The sequence below is a fragment of the Rheinheimera tangshanensis genome (assembly GCF_014645135.1).
GTDB classification, from domain to species: Bacteria; Pseudomonadota; Gammaproteobacteria; order Enterobacterales; family Alteromonadaceae; genus Pararheinheimera; species Pararheinheimera tangshanensis.
The window spans coordinates 112,257-126,680 of the sequence record NZ_BMLH01000007.1; the positions used below are offsets into that span (position 1 = coordinate 112,257).

The following is a 14,424-nucleotide window of genomic DNA, read 5'->3' on the forward strand; positions in this document are numbered from 1 at the left end:
CAGTGTCGTATACGGGTTGTTTTCACTGCAATGAAGCCATACCGGCTGGGTCGAACTTTAGCCTTGTTATAGAGCAACAACAGCGACTATTTTGTTGCCCAGGTTGCTTGGCAGTCGCTGAAACTATCATCGATCAAGGGCTTGGCGATTATTATAAATTTCGTACTGCCCCTGCCAGCAAAGCTCAATTGGTGCCGGATCAGTTACAACTGGTGAGTTATGACAGCACCGAAGTGTTGTCTGATCTGACTCAGCATAAAGACAATCTGACCCAGATTGAATTGTCTATTAGCGGTATCAGCTGTGCCGCCTGCGCCTGGTTGATTGAAAAACAACTGCAAAAAAATCCGGCTATTCATAACGTCAGTGTCAACTCTAGTACAGCACGCTGTGTGATAAGTTGGGATATACAACGACTCAAACTCAGTGAGCTACTTAATATTATCAATAAGTTAGGATATCAGGCCTCACCATTTATGGCCGATCAGGAAGAAGCGGTGCAGCAAGCGGAATTACGACGGTTTTTAAAACGTCTGGCTGTGTCCGGTTTTATGAGTATGCAGGTGATGATGCTGGCTTTTGGCCTGTATTTTGGTGATTACACCGGCATTGATCCTGAATTTGAAGGCTATTTACGCTGGATCAGTTTGTTCCTGACCACTCCGGTCGTGTTTTATAGTGCTAAACCTTTTACTTTAAGTGCATGGCGAGCGGTGAAAGGCCGTGAGCTGAATATGGATGTGCCTGTCACTCTAGCCGTGTTCTATACCTTCCTCGCTTCTGCCTACGCTACTGTGTTTGACACTGGCGAAGTCTATTTTGAATCCGTCTGTATGTTTGTGTTTTTACTGCAGCTGGGTAAGTTTTTTGAATTCCGCGCCAGAGCTCAGGCTCGTGCAGCCACAGGGAACTTATTAAAAATCATGCCGGTATCCGCACGGCTGGTGCAAGGTGATGAACTGGTTCCTACCTCAGCACGTCGTCTGGAAGCTGGCCAAGTGATACTGGTACAGGCCGGTGAAACTATAGCGGCAGATGGTGTGGTGTTGTCTGGCGAAAGCTCGGTGGACGAATCTATGCTCACCGGCGAATACAAAGCGGTGAACAAAGCAGCGGGTGATGCCGTCATGGCTGGCAGTATTAACCACGATGGAGTGATGAAGATCACTGTGCATCAGCCCCTCGCCCATTCACGTTTAGGCCAGATCATCGAACTGCAACAGCAGACGCTGAATCAAAAGCCACAGATAGTAGAAAAAACCACTCAACTGGCACGTTTTTTTATTCAGCGCTTGTTGATTATCGCTTTAGGAACCTTTTTGGTCTGGTATTTCTGGCTGGACAAAGACAGAGCGTTTTGGGTGACGTTATCTGTATTGGTCGCGACCTGCCCTTGTGCTTTAACTTTAGCCACTCCCACAGCTATCACTTGCGCTTTGGCACGTCTTAACCGCAAAGGCATACTGATCAAAAATCAGCAAGTGCTGGAAATATTGCCACAACTCGATTCTGTCTTCCTCGATAAGACAGGCAGTCTGACACAAGGGCGTTTTAGTATTCAGCGCACTCAATTACATGACCAGGCATACACCCCGGATACGCTGCTAGCTCTGATTGCCCGTATTGAAGCGTATTCAGAACACCCTATAGCTCATGCATTTGAAAGCTATCTGGATTCAAAAATTAAAGTGGAACAAGTACAAGTTCATGTTGGGTCAGGCCTATCCGCAGTTTGGGTCCGGGAGCATGGAGAGAGTTTAGAAGTCAAAGTGGGCAGCGCTGCATTTTGTGGTGCACAAGCTGAAACCGCTGCAGCAGTATGCTGCAGCATTAATCAGCACCTGGTGTTTTCTGTTGAGCTATCAGACGCGGTACGTCCTGAAGTACCAGCATTGATTCAGACGTTAAAACAACGCGGATTACACTTATCCATGCTAACAGGAGATTCTTCCGCTCAGGTCGAGAATGTTCAACAGCAATTGCAATTTGATCGGGTATTTAAAGGGTGCAGCCCGGAGCAAAAAGTTGAGCATATCCGTCAGGCTGTGGCGCAAGGCGATAAGGTGCTCATGTTAGGAGATGGCATTAATGACAGTCCTTGTTTTCACGCCGCTCATGTCTCTGTAGCTCTGGATTCAGGCACAGATTTGTCGAAAAATCAGGCTGATGTGGTATTGCTGCATAACAATCTGAATTCACTACAAGAGCTGATCGAAGGTGCAGTATTAGCGCAGCGTATCGTCAAACAAAATCTGTGGTGGGCTGTAGGCTATAATCTGGTCATTATTCCTCTGGCGGTGATGGGGTTTGTCTCCCCTTACATCGCCGTGATCGGTATGTCGTTCAGCTCTATTCTGGTGGTATCAAACTCACTGAGGTTACTTAAAGCATGAGTATTATTTATGTGCTGATCCCCATTGCCATACTTTTTGTTTGTATTGGCCTTGCCATCTTTTTCTGGGCAGTGCGCAGCCGCCAGTTTGATGATTTAAACAAAGAAGGTATGAGTATTTTGTTTGACGATGAAAAGAAAACTATCAAGAGTGAAACAGATACGGATAAACAACCGCCGCAATGAGTCAGGAACTTGTCTTTAACCTGCTGGCAGCCCTGAGTATAGGTTTTTTAGGCAGCAGTCATTGTCTGGTGATGTGCGGTGGTATAGCCAGCGCATTACAACTCTCTATGCCTCAGCTAACATTTTTGCAGCAGCTGAAGCTACAACTGATGTTAAGTCTGGGCCGTTTAACAACTTACAGCTTTCTGGGCGCGCTTACAGGCGCATTTGGCGCGGCTGTGCTGGTAAAACTTGGCATTAGTTTGTTCTGGCTAAAGCTGTTGGCTGGTGTATTACTGCTGCTAATGGCTCTTTATGTTGCCCGTTTGTGGTTCGCTCTGACGCTGCTTGAAAAACTGGGGGCACTGGTGTGGCGTCAGATCCAACCTATCGCAAAATCCTTATTGCCGCTCGATAGCAGCGCAAAAGCCGTGGCTTACGGTCTGAGCTGGGGCTTTTTACCTTGTGGTCTGGTGTACAGCAGTTTAGGCTGGAGTCTGGCCAGTGGCAGCGCTTTACAAGGTGCGGTATTGATGTTTGCTTTTGGTATGGGTACCTTGCCTGCTATGCTGGCGGTCGGGCGTTTCGCTCAGAGCCTGAGTCGATTTAAAAATAAACAGTGGGTTCGGGTCAGTGCTGCTCTATTACTGGCTTTGTATGCACTTTATACTATAGCTATTGCAATAGCGCCGCGAGTTTTCTAAGCTGGGAAAGTCGTTACAAAGGAATACTGTTATGTCCGGTTCAAATTTAAGTTGCCAACACTGTGGTTTTAGCCAGCTCTGCCTGCCTTTTACGTTAAATAATGCCGAACTGGATACGCTTGACGATATTATCGAACGCAAAAAGCCTCTGCACAAAGGTGACTTTTTAATTGAAGCTGGTACTCACCTGCACTCTTTGTATGCGGTACGCAGTGGGTCTTTTAAGACTTTTACCTTAACTGAATCCGGTGAAGAGCAAATCACAGGCTTTCATTTACCTGGTGATGTGATAGGTTTCGATGCGATAGGCGAGCAGCAACATCCAAGTTTTGCTCAGGCATTGGAGACGGCTATGGTTTGCGAAATTCCCTACAGTCAGATGGATCAGCTGATGGGACAATTACCCAAATTACGCCAACAAATGATGCGCCTGATGAGTCAGGATATCAGCGGTGATCAACAAATGTTGCTGTTGTTAAACCGGAAGAACGCGGAAGAAAAACTCGCTGCCTTTCTGACCAACCTGGCCCAACGCTTTGCGAATCGCGGTTTTTCGAAAAAAGAGTTCCGTCTAAGTATGACGCGTGGCGAAATAGGTAACTATTTAGGCCTGACCGTTGAAACTATTAGCCGTTTATTGGGTCGATTCCATAAGGACGATTTAATACAGGTCGATGGTAAGCTGATTTGTATCAGCGATCCGGAGGCGTTAAGTAAACTGGCTGGTGGGTCTGCTATAGCGCGCTGATCAAACCAATCCTTGATCCAGCACAAGGACTTATCAGCCTACCTTCGCTACCTTGGCTACACTTACAAGGTAAGCCTTAGCTTAGCAGGAGCATGATATGACCTTATATCCGAGAGTACTGGTGGTGCTGGACCCTTCGGTGGCTGAACAGAAAGCCCTCAAGCGCGCTGTTCAACTGGCAAAACTACAAGATTGCCATCTAACCGCTTTTCTATCGATTTACGATTTTTCCTACGAAATGACCACTATGTTATCCGGCGAAGAACGAGAGTCTATGCGCCAGGCTGTGATCAACGACAGAGAACTTTGGATCAGCGAACTGATTGCGGAACACAAAGAACAAGGTCTGAAGATAGATATTCAGGTGGTCTGGCACAACAGGCCCTTTGAAGCTATAGTGCAAGCGGTACTGGAGAAAGAATACGATTTAGTGATTAAAGGTACGCATGATCACGATGTACTCAAATCGATGATTTTCACCCCTACCGACTGGCATATTTTGCGTAAATGCCCTTGCCCTGTTTTACTGGTTAAAGATCATGAATGGCCTGCACATGGCAATATACTCGCCGCAGTCAATGCGGGTAGTGAACAGACCCATCACAGCTCGCTGAATCAACGTATCATTCAGCAATCCAAACAGCTCGCCGCTTTACTCAATAGTAAAGTACAACTGGTCAACGCTTTCCCTGGTACCCCTGTCAATATAGCTATTGAAATTCCTGAATTTAATCCGCAGGAATACAGTCAGACGATGAAAACTCATCATCTGGAAGCGGTACAAAAGCTGGCTATGGAATTTGAGTTGCCTGCAGCTCAAACTCATGTGCAGGAAGGCATGCCTGAAGATGTGATCCCTGCACTAGCCGCACAACTGGATGCCGAGATGGTGGTGATAGGCACTATAGGCCGCACCGGTTTATCTGCTGCCATCATTGGTAATACAGCTGAGCATGTGATAGACAGGTTGGATTGTGATGTATTGGCGGTCAAACCGGCGGGTTTTGTCTGCCCTTTAGCAAAACAATAAGCTCCTTACGCTACAAAGCTGGCGTGTAGTTGGTTATACTACGCGCCATTTTTATCTGGGGTCGTTGTTTTATGTCACATGCAGCAGAAGCCAAAGCGCAATATAATCTGAATAAATTACACAAACGCCTGCGTCGTGGCGTCGGCCAGGCTATTGCCGACTTTAATATGATTGAAGATGGCGACAAAGTGATGGTGTGTTTGTCAGGCGGTAAGGATAGTTATACCCTGCTGGACATTCTGCTGAACTTACAACAATCCGCCCCTATTCAGTTTTCCATAGTGGCGGTGAATCTTGATCAGAAACAACCCGGTTTTCCTGCAGATGTACTGCCTGGTTATTTAAGTCGTATTGGTGTGGATTTTCAGATCGTCACCGAAGACACCTACTCTATTGTCAAAGACAAAATCCCTGAGGGCAAAACAACTTGCTCATTGTGCTCGCGCTTGCGCCGTGGCATTTTATATCGCACAGCAAAAGAGCTGGGCGCCACTAAAATAGCCTTAGGTCATCATCGCGACGACATGATTGAAACTATGTTTTTAAACATGTTTTACGGCGGTAAGATGAAGTCGATGCCAGCCAAGCTGATCAGCGACAACGGTGAGCATATTGTAATTCGTCCTTTGGCTTATTGCCGCGAAAAAGATATTGAAAAATACTCTGTTGCCCGCCAGTTCCCGATCATCCCTTGTAACTTATGTGGCTCACAAGACGGTTTGCAGCGTCAGGTCGTGAAAGAAATGCTACAGGATTGGGATAAACGTTTTCCTGGTCGTATCGAAACCATGTTCCAGGCCATGCAGAATATTGTGCCCTCTCATATGATTGACAAAAATCTGTTTGATTTTGCAGGGATCAGTAAAGATAGTCCTTTAGCAGTCGAAGGTGATATGGCCTTTGATAAACCTGATGTGCCAAAAGTACCAGTGGGTTTGCTGTTGGATGAAGACGAACCGGCAGCTACCGCGGTTCAGTTTGTTGAACTGACGTAGGGGATGGGCTTGCCCCATCCCGGCGCACATTCCAATCCAATACCAGACTGGGTCAGCGCTTGTTAAATTCATCAAAGAGCAGCATCAGCTGCTCTTTTTCATGAATAAATCCTGTTTGCTGTAGCAACTCCATCACCACTTCTGCTGTGCACAAGGCTCCTGCTTTTTGATTACGTCGTAGTTTGTATAAGGATGGCGTATCAGGTTTGATGGCAAGACGGTAACAAGACTGCAAATAAGGACTTTGTCTGAGCATTTTAGCCGCTTCCTGCCAGGTGGCATCCAACAAAACCCAGTGTTTGACCGCTTCGCTTTGACGAGTTTCCAGCTCTGCAAGGGCCGCAGGATTTTGAGCCTGATACTGACCATGATGCAGTAGATAACAGGCTTGGGGTGTGTCAGCTAACAATGGATAAATCAAACCCAGTTGCCGTGATGCTGATAAATCAAACAATCGCTGATCTGGTGCTTTGCGCTGCCATTCAATCACCTCAACCCTGATCTTTAGTGAAGCTGAGAGCGCCTGCAACACCAAAGTACCGGTGTTGGTATCTTTCTGTAACTCCCTGCTGTGGGTCAGCAGATAAAGCACCAATACGGTCACGTAGTTTAAGGCTGCTGTAGTAAAGGCGTCGCGTGATCCGGTACTTTTGAAAACTGTATTGTCGCTTTATCCGATAAAGAGGCTGGTAAAAAGATCCGGCAGCGATTTTGCTCACACTGCAACTGCTGACTCAGGGCTGCATCTGAACTTTGCGCTACGACTTCGGATGCAAAATGCACAGTCAAACCTGAAACTTCAGGTAACCAGTATTTGCCCCAACCGGCCAATGAATCCAGAAGTGCATCAAACTGAGCTTGTAACTTACGCAGCTCAGCCACAGTAGCCTGCTGCGGCACCGGCATCTTACTCCGTAGCTTAAAGTTTAAATCACAGGCATCGGCCCCCTCAGGTTGCTTGAGCACTATCAGCGCTTTTTGCGCGTTTAGCATCAGATCAAAAGGCAGCATCAGCTCGCCATTACCAGCAATAGTTAAAGGCGCTTCAGAAATATCAGTGGTAATTAAGGCCTTATCTACGCTACAGGCCTCACTGGTTCCGGCCTTTTGCAACACAAAAGCCAGCGTAATATCACTGAATTCGACCTTTTCACTCTTTTTCATCCGGGCATAAAAGCCATCGTAATTAAATACAGTATCAGCCACAGCTGAAGCGCTAAAAGCAACCAGCACGCTGGCAAAAAAATAAGGTTTCATGATTAGCTGTCTATATGTTTAGTGTTGGCTTTGAGCATGGTGTGGATTTCATCGACATAATCCTTGCCACGCTCTGAATAACGGATCAGACCTGTGACCAGATGATGTCCGGCAACCTCACCTTCAGCGCGACGTTTGGCTCTGAGCTGGCGTAATTCCTCATACACATAAAAAGTATTGAGGTTATAAAAGTAACTGTTGATAGCTGCAGCAACATGCGGAAATACTGCAACTTCATGGTATTTCCCTGCACTGCGCTTTTGTGGCACCAGACCACAACCTGCTTTAAAACACCATTGACCAAAGAAATTGTATGCCTCCAAAGCAAAACGACTGCTGCCCCAGCCGGATTCTTTCGCAGCCTGAATCAAAACTAAATCAGCAGGTATGGCATCGACCCGGCTTAACAGCAAACGAAAGCCTTGTGCGTCCACATCTGGATAGTCCAGTTTAAACTCGTCGTACAGGCTGTAGATAAAAGCGTATTCTTCGACCGTCAGCTCCTGTTGCTGTTGTTTTTGCTGCACTTCGATGACTTGCTGACGAATATGCAGCAATCTGGCATTTTCACGCTCAATAAAAGGCAACAGGTAATCAAAGAATGCTTTTTTCTTCTCGACCACATCTTTGTACTGGTCAAAGTCAGGTACAGGCAATAACTCTGGCATAGCAACAGGATACGCTAGCCGCTTTAACAACTTACGTTGATCTGCTGCATCTAATGATTCGAGTTTTGATGGGACTTGCCAATCCGCTAAGGAAGCAATGTCTTCAACAGGAGCAGGCTTAAGCCAAGGGTACAGTGCGGCATAGAGCACCACAGCCCATAACACCAACCAAAAACTCAATTCTGTTTTTTTCATGCAATACCCTGAATTCGTCTTTTATCCGGCCAGCCACAATAACCTGTGCCACCAAGACCCTAGTGGCGCGTATTCTAACCAGATCTGGTTGTAGTTTCGACCACAAAATGGTCGAAATGATAAGCCACCCGCTGACAAAAATAGGTAAGCCATTGTTTTAAAACAAAAATTAAAGTGGCAAGGAAACTGCATACTCTGTTATAACAATGAAAAAAGGAGAATAACATGCGTCAATTGAGTTTAGTTTCTGCACTGGTTATGGCGTTATCTGCAACAACTGTGATGGCAGAGGATGTCAAAGTATTAGAAAAAGTGATCGATGCTAAGAGTTTCACTAAGCTGGTTCTGGAAGTTCCGGTGGGAGAAATTAATATCAAAGCAGCCAAAGGCTCTGAGATTAGCTTAGTGGTTGAATTAGATCCTGATGAAGACTGGCTAGGTCGTAGTAGTGATTTATCCGATGCACAAATCAGCAGAGGTGACGATGGTTCGACCTTAAAACTAAAAGTCGATTTAGAAGATGACGATGACGTAGAGCAAAGCTGGACTGTGATGATGCCTGCCGATATGGCGATTTCATTAAACTTAGGTGTAGGCTCAGTTGAAATTGACGATCTGACGTCGGATATCAAGGTATATGTGGGCGTCGGTGAAGTAGATGTCGCAGTCAACACCAGCTTGTATGATTCCATTAAACTGGATGCCGGTGTAGGCGATACCTCAATCAAAGGCGGTAAAGGCCGTTACGAGCGCGATCAAGTGTTAGTCACCAGCTCTAGTCAATTGCATGGCGAAGGTAAAAAAGAATTAGAAGCTAATGTAGGTGTGGGTGATATTGAAGTGCGTGATAACCAATAACCAGGATCTAAACATCCGGTAAAGCACTTTATCTCCTCTTATCGACCCAACGTACCCTGAGTTGCCGAAGTTTTAGCTGCGACGGGTATGTTGCCAATTTGGTGTAAAGCGCCAGTACTTAGCTAACGCCTGCTTTAAATCAAAAAAACTGGTTAACGGCAACGAATCACCGCTGATACAACTGTAAGTAAAGCGGTGACAATTGTTTCTTAGCAAGTCGTAGTTCTGATAACTGTAGATCTGTTCGATAGCCCGGTTTGCGGCTATCTCAGAGCCTATAATGTTCCCGGCTGGCGAAGTGGCGAAGATCAGTTCAGCACCGGATCTGTCCGCTAAAAACCTGTTAAAAGATAAAGAACGCACTAAACCAGAGCCAGCCAGTTCCACTATTTGCCCATCTCCAATATAAATTCCCGTATGCTCAAAAAACTGAAAAATTTCACAGCACACTACAGCGCCTACAGGGATAGTTCGTTGACTAATCATAAAACTCCTGATTTTCCGGCTTTTTTTCCTTATCATACTTGCAAAAGACGTCTAGGCGTGTAAAAAGGTGTAAGTAAAAATATTTATAATTAATTGATAGACGGAGACGTAAGGATAGCGGTATGAAACCAATAGAGCGCTCGACAAAATTAGATGGGGTTTGTTATGACATTCGGGGTCCGGTGGCACGTGAAGCCAAACGGATGGAAGAAGAAGGTCAGCGTATTTTAAAGCTCAATATTGGTAATCCCGCACCTTTTGGTTTTGAAGCACCGGATGAAATTTTAAAGCATGTGATCCACAATCTGCCGACTGCTCAAGGCTACAGCGATTCGCAAGGCATTTATCCGGCCCGTGTGGCGGTTGCTCAGTATTACCAGCAGCGCGGCATTCTGGGTGCTGATGCGGATGACGTCTATATAGGCAATGGGGTATCAGAGCTTATTTTGATGTCGTTACAGGCACTTTTAAATAATGGCGATGAAGTGTTGATCCCCTCCCCTGATTATCCGCTCTGGACTGCTGCAGTCAATCTGGCTGGCGGCAACGCTGTGCATTATCGCTGTGATGAGCAATCCGATTGGTTCCCGGACTTAGCTGATATCCGCGCCAAAATCACGAAAAAAACCAAAGCGCTGGTGTTGATCAATCCAAATAATCCGACCGGAGCTGTGTATTCTAAGGCCTTTTTGCTCGCTCTGTTGGCCATAGCACGTGAGCACAAGCTGGTGGTCATGAGCGATGAGATTTACGACAAAATTTTGTATGACGGCGCAGAGCATGTCACCACAGCCTCTTTAGCAGATGACTTGTTTATGCTGACCTTTGGTGGTTTATCGAAAAACTACCGTATCGCAGGTTTTCGGGTTGGCTGGATTTTATTATCCGGTGCAAAACATCTGGCGAAACACTATATCGAAGGTTTGAATATTCTGGCTTCGATGCGTCTGTGCGCCAACGTACCTTGTCAGCATGCAGTACAGACCGCTTTAGGGGGCTATCAAAGCATCAACGAGCTGATCATTCCTGGCGGCCGTTTGTATGATCAAATGGATTTAGCCCATAAGCTGGTGACCAGCATCGACGGCATCAGTTGTGTCCGCCCCAAGGGTGCGATGTACTTATTCCCTAAACTGGATCGTAAAAAATTCAAAATCAAAGACGATGAGTTAATGGTGCTGGACTTCTTACGTCAACATAAAGTGCTGCTGGTGCACGGTCGCGCCTTTAACTGGCCAGAGCCGGACCACTTCCGTATTGTGTTTTTACCCCACAAAGAACAGCTGGAAATGGCCATGGGTCGCTTAGCACAATTTTTACCAGGGTATCAGCAATAATGGATACCGGACAAAAGACTACAAACACCTCTGAAGAGCCAAGCCATTTTTTTGCGCATCTGTTTCGAATGAAGCTGATTAACAGATGGCCACTCATGAGAAACGTCAACACCGAAAATGTAGCTGAACACAGCCATCAGGTCGCTGTGGTAGCTCATATGCTGGCGCTTATTCGCCGCGAAATATTTGCAGGTGAAGTACACCCTGAACGAGTCGCAACCTTGGCATTATTTCATGACGCCAGTGAAGTACTGACGGGTGATTTGCCCACGCCTGTGAAGTATTTTAATGCGCAAATTGCTCAGGAGTACAAGAAGATAGAGCGTATTGCTGAGCAGAAACTACTGTCGATGTTGCCAGAGAAATTACAGCCTTTTTATCAGACTTTGTTACTGTCAGAACAGTATTCAGCCGATGAAAAACTGCTGGTCAAAGCAGCGGATACACTGTGCGCTTATGTAAAAACTCTGGAGGAACTCTCCGCTGGCAATCATGAGTTTGTGCTGGCGAAAAAACGTCTGGAGGCTGTGCTTGAAAGTTATGCCTTGGCGGAGGTGAATTACTTCCTGGAAATTTTTATCCCAAGTTTTTCACTGTCTTTGGATGAAATCAGCCTGCAGGATGGCCAGTTGTAATAGCCTATCCGATACCTGTCGAAATCATAAGGGCGCTCTGTATCAGCGCCCTTATGATTTGCGGTTAATGCTGGTCTCGGCATACTTCCTGATTAAACTCAAACTCTATGGTGGTATGTTCCAACTGATAAGGCTTTAATAACTGCCGGATCTGTTCTTTATACGCTTTTAACTGCTCAGCAGCAGTTTCCTCCTTTAATACCAAATGTGCTGTCAACACATGTTTTTCACCATCCAGAGACCACAAATGCAGGTGATGTACATCCTGCACAAAACTCAGGTCTTGTAGCTGGTGCTCTATTTTAGCAGCCAGTTTTGGATCGGGACTGACTTGTAAAAATAGCGCCAGAGTACGACGTAAATTGCGCCAAACATTGATTAGAATGAAGCAGGTAAAACCTATACTTAATAAAGGGTCCAACCAGGCCCAGTCGGTAAAATAAATCAGCACTGACCCTAGCAGCACGGCCACCCAACCTAAAACATCTTCCAGCAAATGCCAGGTCAGAATTTGTTCATTTTGGGTTTTACCACGACGAAGTTTAAACACCGCAGCACCGTTAACCAGCACACCTAACACAGCCAGAGCCATCATGCCTGCCGCATGAGGGAGTTGAGGTTCCCACAAGCGTGGTATAGCTTCATATAAAATCCAGCAGGAACCCACGACCAAAATGACACTGTTAATCAAGGCACTCAACAAAGACCAACGCCGGTAACCATAGCTGTATCGAGGCGTCGCCTCTTTGCCTGCCACTTTAGCCGCAAACCAGGCGAAGGCGATGGCCAGAGTATCGCCCAAATCGTGCATAGCGTCCGCCATAATAGCCATACTATTGGTCAGCCAACCACCAATGAATTCAATAATAGTAAAACTGAAATTCAACCAAAACGCCGTGGCTATATTGCCCGATTCAGAGCCATGATGATGGTGATGATGGTGATGATGGCCAAAAAGCCCATGGGAATGTGAGTGTTCATCATCATGTGTATGACCATGGCCTGCACCATGGTGATGGCCGTGAGTACAGCCCGAGTCATGTTGATGAGCTTTTGGGTCTGGAATTTGATGATCGTGTGGCATGCTACACCTGCAAAAACTGCCGTAATATGAGTACCATATCTGGTTTTCACTGACTCTGCCAGAGCGCTTAACTGCCTTCGACGGAGAATTTAAACTATTGCTTGGTTCAGGCAAAAAAGACTTGAGCCCATGGCAACAAAACACTAGTCTGCAGCTGAAGTTTGGCTGAACGAGGCCGATACAACACAAGTCGTCAGGAATATTATAAACAACAAATGCCCATGAATTTTACAGTCCTTCTTCTCACAGCTCTGTGTGCTTTACCTTTAACTTCAGTCGTTGCAGGTAGCCTGAGCCACAACAAAAGCGCAGATTACGCCGCCTGGTCAGAAAAAAACCAGGATGGTAGCTGGACCAGGATCACGGAACAAGCCGTCGCACAATCGCCGCTGGTCAGATTAGTGCCGGCGGATATTCATCAGTTTTGCCCAGGTTATCCAGCCCTGCCTCAGCAACAACGCAGTCAGTTTTGGGTGGCGTTATTTTCCGCTATGGCCAAACCTGAAAGTAATTTTAAGCCACAGTCTTTTTACCAGGAAAAGTTTAAAGATGCCAAAGGTCGCCGGGTGATCAGCCGTGGCTTATTACAAATCTCTCATGAAAGCGCCAACCAGCCCCGATATTCCTGCGATATAAAACAACCACATTATCTGCATGACCCTAAAATTAATTTACGTTGTGGCGTTAAAATCATGAGCAAATGGGTGAAAACAGATGGCGTGATCAGCCAGCCCCGGTGGAGCACCGAACCCAAAGGTGGCTCACGCTATTGGTCTACCTTAAGACCTGCCCGCGGCCATCTTAAGACTATTTCGGAATTTACCCGCGGCTTGCCTTTTTGCAACCCGAACCAAAGACAACAGGTCTTATTGGGGAGACGCAGCTAATTTACTCAGTAAAAGCAAAGACGTAGAGTAGTAATCATCTGTCATTTGCGGTTGTTTTTGCAAAAAAGCGCTATCGTTATATACCAAAGCGCGAACGGCCTGAATACCGGCTGAAGCTTGATAATTTGCTGTTTTTCCACTGAGCACATCGACCCAGGGTAAAATCATCTCCCCCCGCTTCCAGAACTCAGAAAAAGGCTGCTTTAACTCAGTTGTTAATGCTGAGCCCCAAATGAAATACAGCGGGATCCGCACTGCGTCATAACCAAATCTGCTGGGCCAGTCTTTTGATGGGCTTAGCTGTCCATTTTCTGAAAGCCTGATCCAATCTGTAGGCAAGGCGTGTTGACCAAATCTGCTGCCAGCCAGCAGCCGCTGGCCATCCACAATTAATTTACTCCATGGCTGCTCGGGTTCTTTGATTGCAAAAGCAATAAAGGCAGGGATCACCCAGTAGGACAAATTAAGATCCAGACTCTCCTGCTCGGAGAAGCCTGACATACCGGGCAACAACACGGTATAGCCGGCATAGTCCCGAACCAGATGCTTCACAATATCTGCTCTTATCGCAACAGAGGCTGTTTCATAATTAGACTCGTTCCAACGTTTAGCGGCTTTAAACAAAGCCCAGGCAATAAGCACATCCCCATCACTGGCATTATTAGGATCTTTTACCGGCGGTTTTTGCAACGGGTCATAGCGCCAGGAAAATAAAAATACGTCGGGTCTGGACAGATTTTTTCTGGTCCATCGCCATATCCGGTCAAAGGTGGCGCGATCATTGTTCGCCTCGGCAAACAGCATGCCCCAGCCCTGCCCCTCAGAGTGACTGATCTTATTGAAGGTATCAATCACCCGTCCATCCTCGCTGACAAACCGAGTTTTATAGATTTCCCAGTCGGTGTTCTGCGCAAAAGCACAAGATATCGAGGATAAAGACAACAGCAGCAACAGCCACAAGTGTCGAATGAGCAGCATCTTAG

At 46.3% G+C, this 14,424-nt stretch carries 16 protein-coding genes; 10 read left to right on the forward strand and 6 right to left on the reverse strand.

The genetic code is table 11. The annotated features are described in order from the left end of the window. Nucleotides 1–2 precede the first annotated feature (2 nt). From IEW88_RS13545 to ttcA, 6 genes are all read left to right on the forward strand, one after another. Entirely contained in the window at nt 3–2,393 is a 2,391-nt protein-coding gene (locus IEW88_RS13545) for a heavy metal translocating P-type ATPase (protein WP_147904691.1), read from the forward strand. Further along, entirely contained in the window at nt 2,390–2,578 is a 189-nt protein-coding gene (gene ccoS / locus IEW88_RS13550; RefSeq protein ID WP_147904690.1) for a cbb3-type cytochrome oxidase assembly protein CcoS, read from the forward strand. Before IEW88_RS13545 ends, ccoS begins: the two co-directional genes overlap by 4 nt. Beyond that, the gene (locus IEW88_RS13555; protein WP_147904689.1) at nt 2,575–3,261 is read left to right on the forward strand and encodes a sulfite exporter TauE/SafE family protein; all 687 of its coding nucleotides are present in this window, start codon (nt 2,575–2,577) and stop codon (nt 3,259–3,261) included. Before ccoS ends, IEW88_RS13555 begins: the two co-directional genes overlap by 4 nt. A gap of 1 nt (nt 3,262) precedes the next feature. Then, nucleotides 3,263–4,009, forward strand: coding sequence for a fumarate/nitrate reduction transcriptional regulator Fnr (gene fnr / locus IEW88_RS13560; protein ID WP_260394377.1), 747 nt, complete (start codon nt 3,263–3,265; stop codon nt 4,007–4,009). 97 nt (nt 4,010–4,106) lie between these two features. Beyond that, nucleotides 4,107–5,039 (forward strand): universal stress protein UspE, encoded by a 933-nt coding sequence (gene uspE, locus IEW88_RS13565; RefSeq protein ID WP_147904687.1) that lies wholly within the window; start codon nt 4,107–4,109, stop codon nt 5,037–5,039. 71 nt (nt 5,040–5,110) lie between these two features. Continuing rightward, nucleotides 5,111–6,034, forward strand: coding sequence for a tRNA 2-thiocytidine(32) synthetase TtcA (gene ttcA, locus IEW88_RS13570; protein ID WP_053425736.1), 924 nt, complete (start codon nt 5,111–5,113; stop codon nt 6,032–6,034). Nucleotides 6,035–6,086: 52 nt separating this feature from the next. On the opposite strand, the gene IEW88_RS13575 is transcribed toward ttcA, so the two are convergent. The 3 genes from IEW88_RS13575 to IEW88_RS13585 are packed head-to-tail and all read right to left on the reverse strand — an operon-like array spanning nt 6,087 to nt 8,154. Next, nucleotides 6,087–6,638 carry a DTW domain-containing protein gene (locus IEW88_RS13575; RefSeq protein WP_147904686.1) on the reverse strand — a complete coding sequence of 184 codons (552 nt, stop codon included), beginning with the start codon at nt 6,636–6,638 and terminating at the stop codon, nt 6,087–6,089. Nucleotides 6,639–6,643: 5 nt separating this feature from the next. Then, nucleotides 6,644–7,291, reverse strand: coding sequence for a DUF2987 domain-containing protein (locus IEW88_RS13580; RefSeq protein ID WP_147904685.1), 648 nt, complete (start codon nt 7,289–7,291; stop codon nt 6,644–6,646). A gap of 2 nt (nt 7,292–7,293) precedes the next feature. After that, nucleotides 7,294–8,154, reverse strand: coding sequence for a glucosaminidase domain-containing protein (locus tag IEW88_RS13585; protein ID WP_147904684.1), 861 nt, complete (start codon nt 8,152–8,154; stop codon nt 7,294–7,296). Between the two features lie 225 nt (nt 8,155–8,379). On the opposite strand from IEW88_RS13585, the gene IEW88_RS13590 reads away from it, so the two are divergent. Next, nucleotides 8,380–9,012: a hypothetical protein gene (locus tag IEW88_RS13590; protein WP_147904683.1), complete on the forward strand. Its 633-nt coding sequence runs from the start codon at nt 8,380–8,382 to the stop codon at nt 9,010–9,012. Between the two features lie 72 nt (nt 9,013–9,084). Here IEW88_RS13590 and IEW88_RS13595 read toward each other — a convergent pair whose 3' ends face one another. Beyond that, complete coding sequence (locus tag IEW88_RS13595) at nt 9,085–9,498, reverse strand: C40 family peptidase (protein ID WP_053425741.1); 414 nt, start codon at nt 9,496–9,498, stop codon at nt 9,085–9,087. A 122-nt stretch (nt 9,499–9,620) separates the two neighbouring features. On the opposite strand from IEW88_RS13595, the gene IEW88_RS13600 reads away from it, so the two are divergent. Together IEW88_RS13600 and yfbR are read left to right on the forward strand one after the other, a co-directional pair. Further along, nucleotides 9,621–10,835: a pyridoxal phosphate-dependent aminotransferase gene (locus IEW88_RS13600; protein WP_147904682.1), complete on the forward strand. Its 1,215-nt coding sequence runs from the start codon at nt 9,621–9,623 to the stop codon at nt 10,833–10,835. Then, complete coding sequence (yfbR, locus tag IEW88_RS13605) at nt 10,835–11,470, forward strand: 5'-deoxynucleotidase (protein WP_053425743.1); 636 nt, start codon at nt 10,835–10,837, stop codon at nt 11,468–11,470. The genes IEW88_RS13600 and yfbR overlap by 1 nt, the downstream gene beginning before the upstream one ends. Before the next feature lie 64 nt (nt 11,471–11,534). On the opposite strand, the gene IEW88_RS13610 is transcribed toward yfbR, so the two are convergent. Continuing rightward, entirely contained in the window at nt 11,535–12,554 is a 1,020-nt protein-coding gene (locus tag IEW88_RS13610; RefSeq protein WP_147904681.1) for a cation diffusion facilitator family transporter, read from the reverse strand. Between the two features lie 221 nt (nt 12,555–12,775). On the opposite strand from IEW88_RS13610, the gene IEW88_RS13615 reads away from it, so the two are divergent. Next, nucleotides 12,776–13,441, forward strand: a complete 666-nt coding sequence (locus tag IEW88_RS13615) for a transglycosylase SLT domain-containing protein (protein WP_147904680.1) — start codon at nt 12,776–12,778, stop codon at nt 13,439–13,441. Here the strand turns inward: IEW88_RS13615 and IEW88_RS13620 are convergent. Next, the gene (locus tag IEW88_RS13620; RefSeq protein ID WP_147904679.1) at nt 13,421–14,419 is read right to left on the reverse strand and encodes a family 8 glycosyl hydrolase; all 999 of its coding nucleotides are present in this window, start codon (nt 14,417–14,419) and stop codon (nt 13,421–13,423) included. The two genes, IEW88_RS13615 and IEW88_RS13620, sit on opposite strands and share 21 nt — an antisense overlap. Nucleotides 14,420–14,424 lie beyond the last annotated feature (5 nt).

Coding starts and splice junctions, on each gene's coding strand:
- ccoS (WP_147904690.1), top strand. CDS start 2,390: ATGAGTATTATTTATGTGCTGATCCCCATTGCCATACTTTTTGTTTGT.
- IEW88_RS13555 (WP_147904689.1), top strand. CDS start 2,575: ATGAGTCAGGAACTTGTCTTTAACCTGCTGGCAGCCCTGAGTATAGGT.
- uspE (WP_147904687.1), top strand. CDS start 4,107: ATGACCTTATATCCGAGAGTACTGGTGGTGCTGGACCCTTCGGTGGCT.
- ttcA (WP_053425736.1), top strand. CDS start 5,111: ATGTCACATGCAGCAGAAGCCAAAGCGCAATATAATCTGAATAAATTA.
- IEW88_RS13580 (WP_147904685.1), bottom strand. CDS start 7,291: ATGAAACCTTATTTTTTTGCCAGCGTGCTGGTTGCTTTTAGCGCTTCA.
- IEW88_RS13585 (WP_147904684.1), bottom strand. CDS start 8,154: ATGAAAAAAACAGAATTGAGTTTTTGGTTGGTGTTATGGGCTGTGGTG.
- IEW88_RS13590 (WP_147904683.1), top strand. CDS start 8,380: ATGCGTCAATTGAGTTTAGTTTCTGCACTGGTTATGGCGTTATCTGCA.
- IEW88_RS13595 (WP_053425741.1), bottom strand. CDS start 9,498: ATGATTAGTCAACGAACTATCCCTGTAGGCGCTGTAGTGTGCTGTGAA.
- IEW88_RS13600 (WP_147904682.1), top strand. CDS start 9,621: ATGAAACCAATAGAGCGCTCGACAAAATTAGATGGGGTTTGTTATGAC.
- yfbR (WP_053425743.1), top strand. CDS start 10,835: ATGGATACCGGACAAAAGACTACAAACACCTCTGAAGAGCCAAGCCAT.
- IEW88_RS13610 (WP_147904681.1), bottom strand. CDS start 12,554: ATGCCACACGATCATCAAATTCCAGACCCAAAAGCTCATCAACATGAC.
- IEW88_RS13615 (WP_147904680.1), top strand. CDS start 12,776: ATGAATTTTACAGTCCTTCTTCTCACAGCTCTGTGTGCTTTACCTTTA.
- IEW88_RS13620 (WP_147904679.1), bottom strand. CDS start 14,419: ATGCTGCTCATTCGACACTTGTGGCTGTTGCTGCTGTTGTCTTTATCC.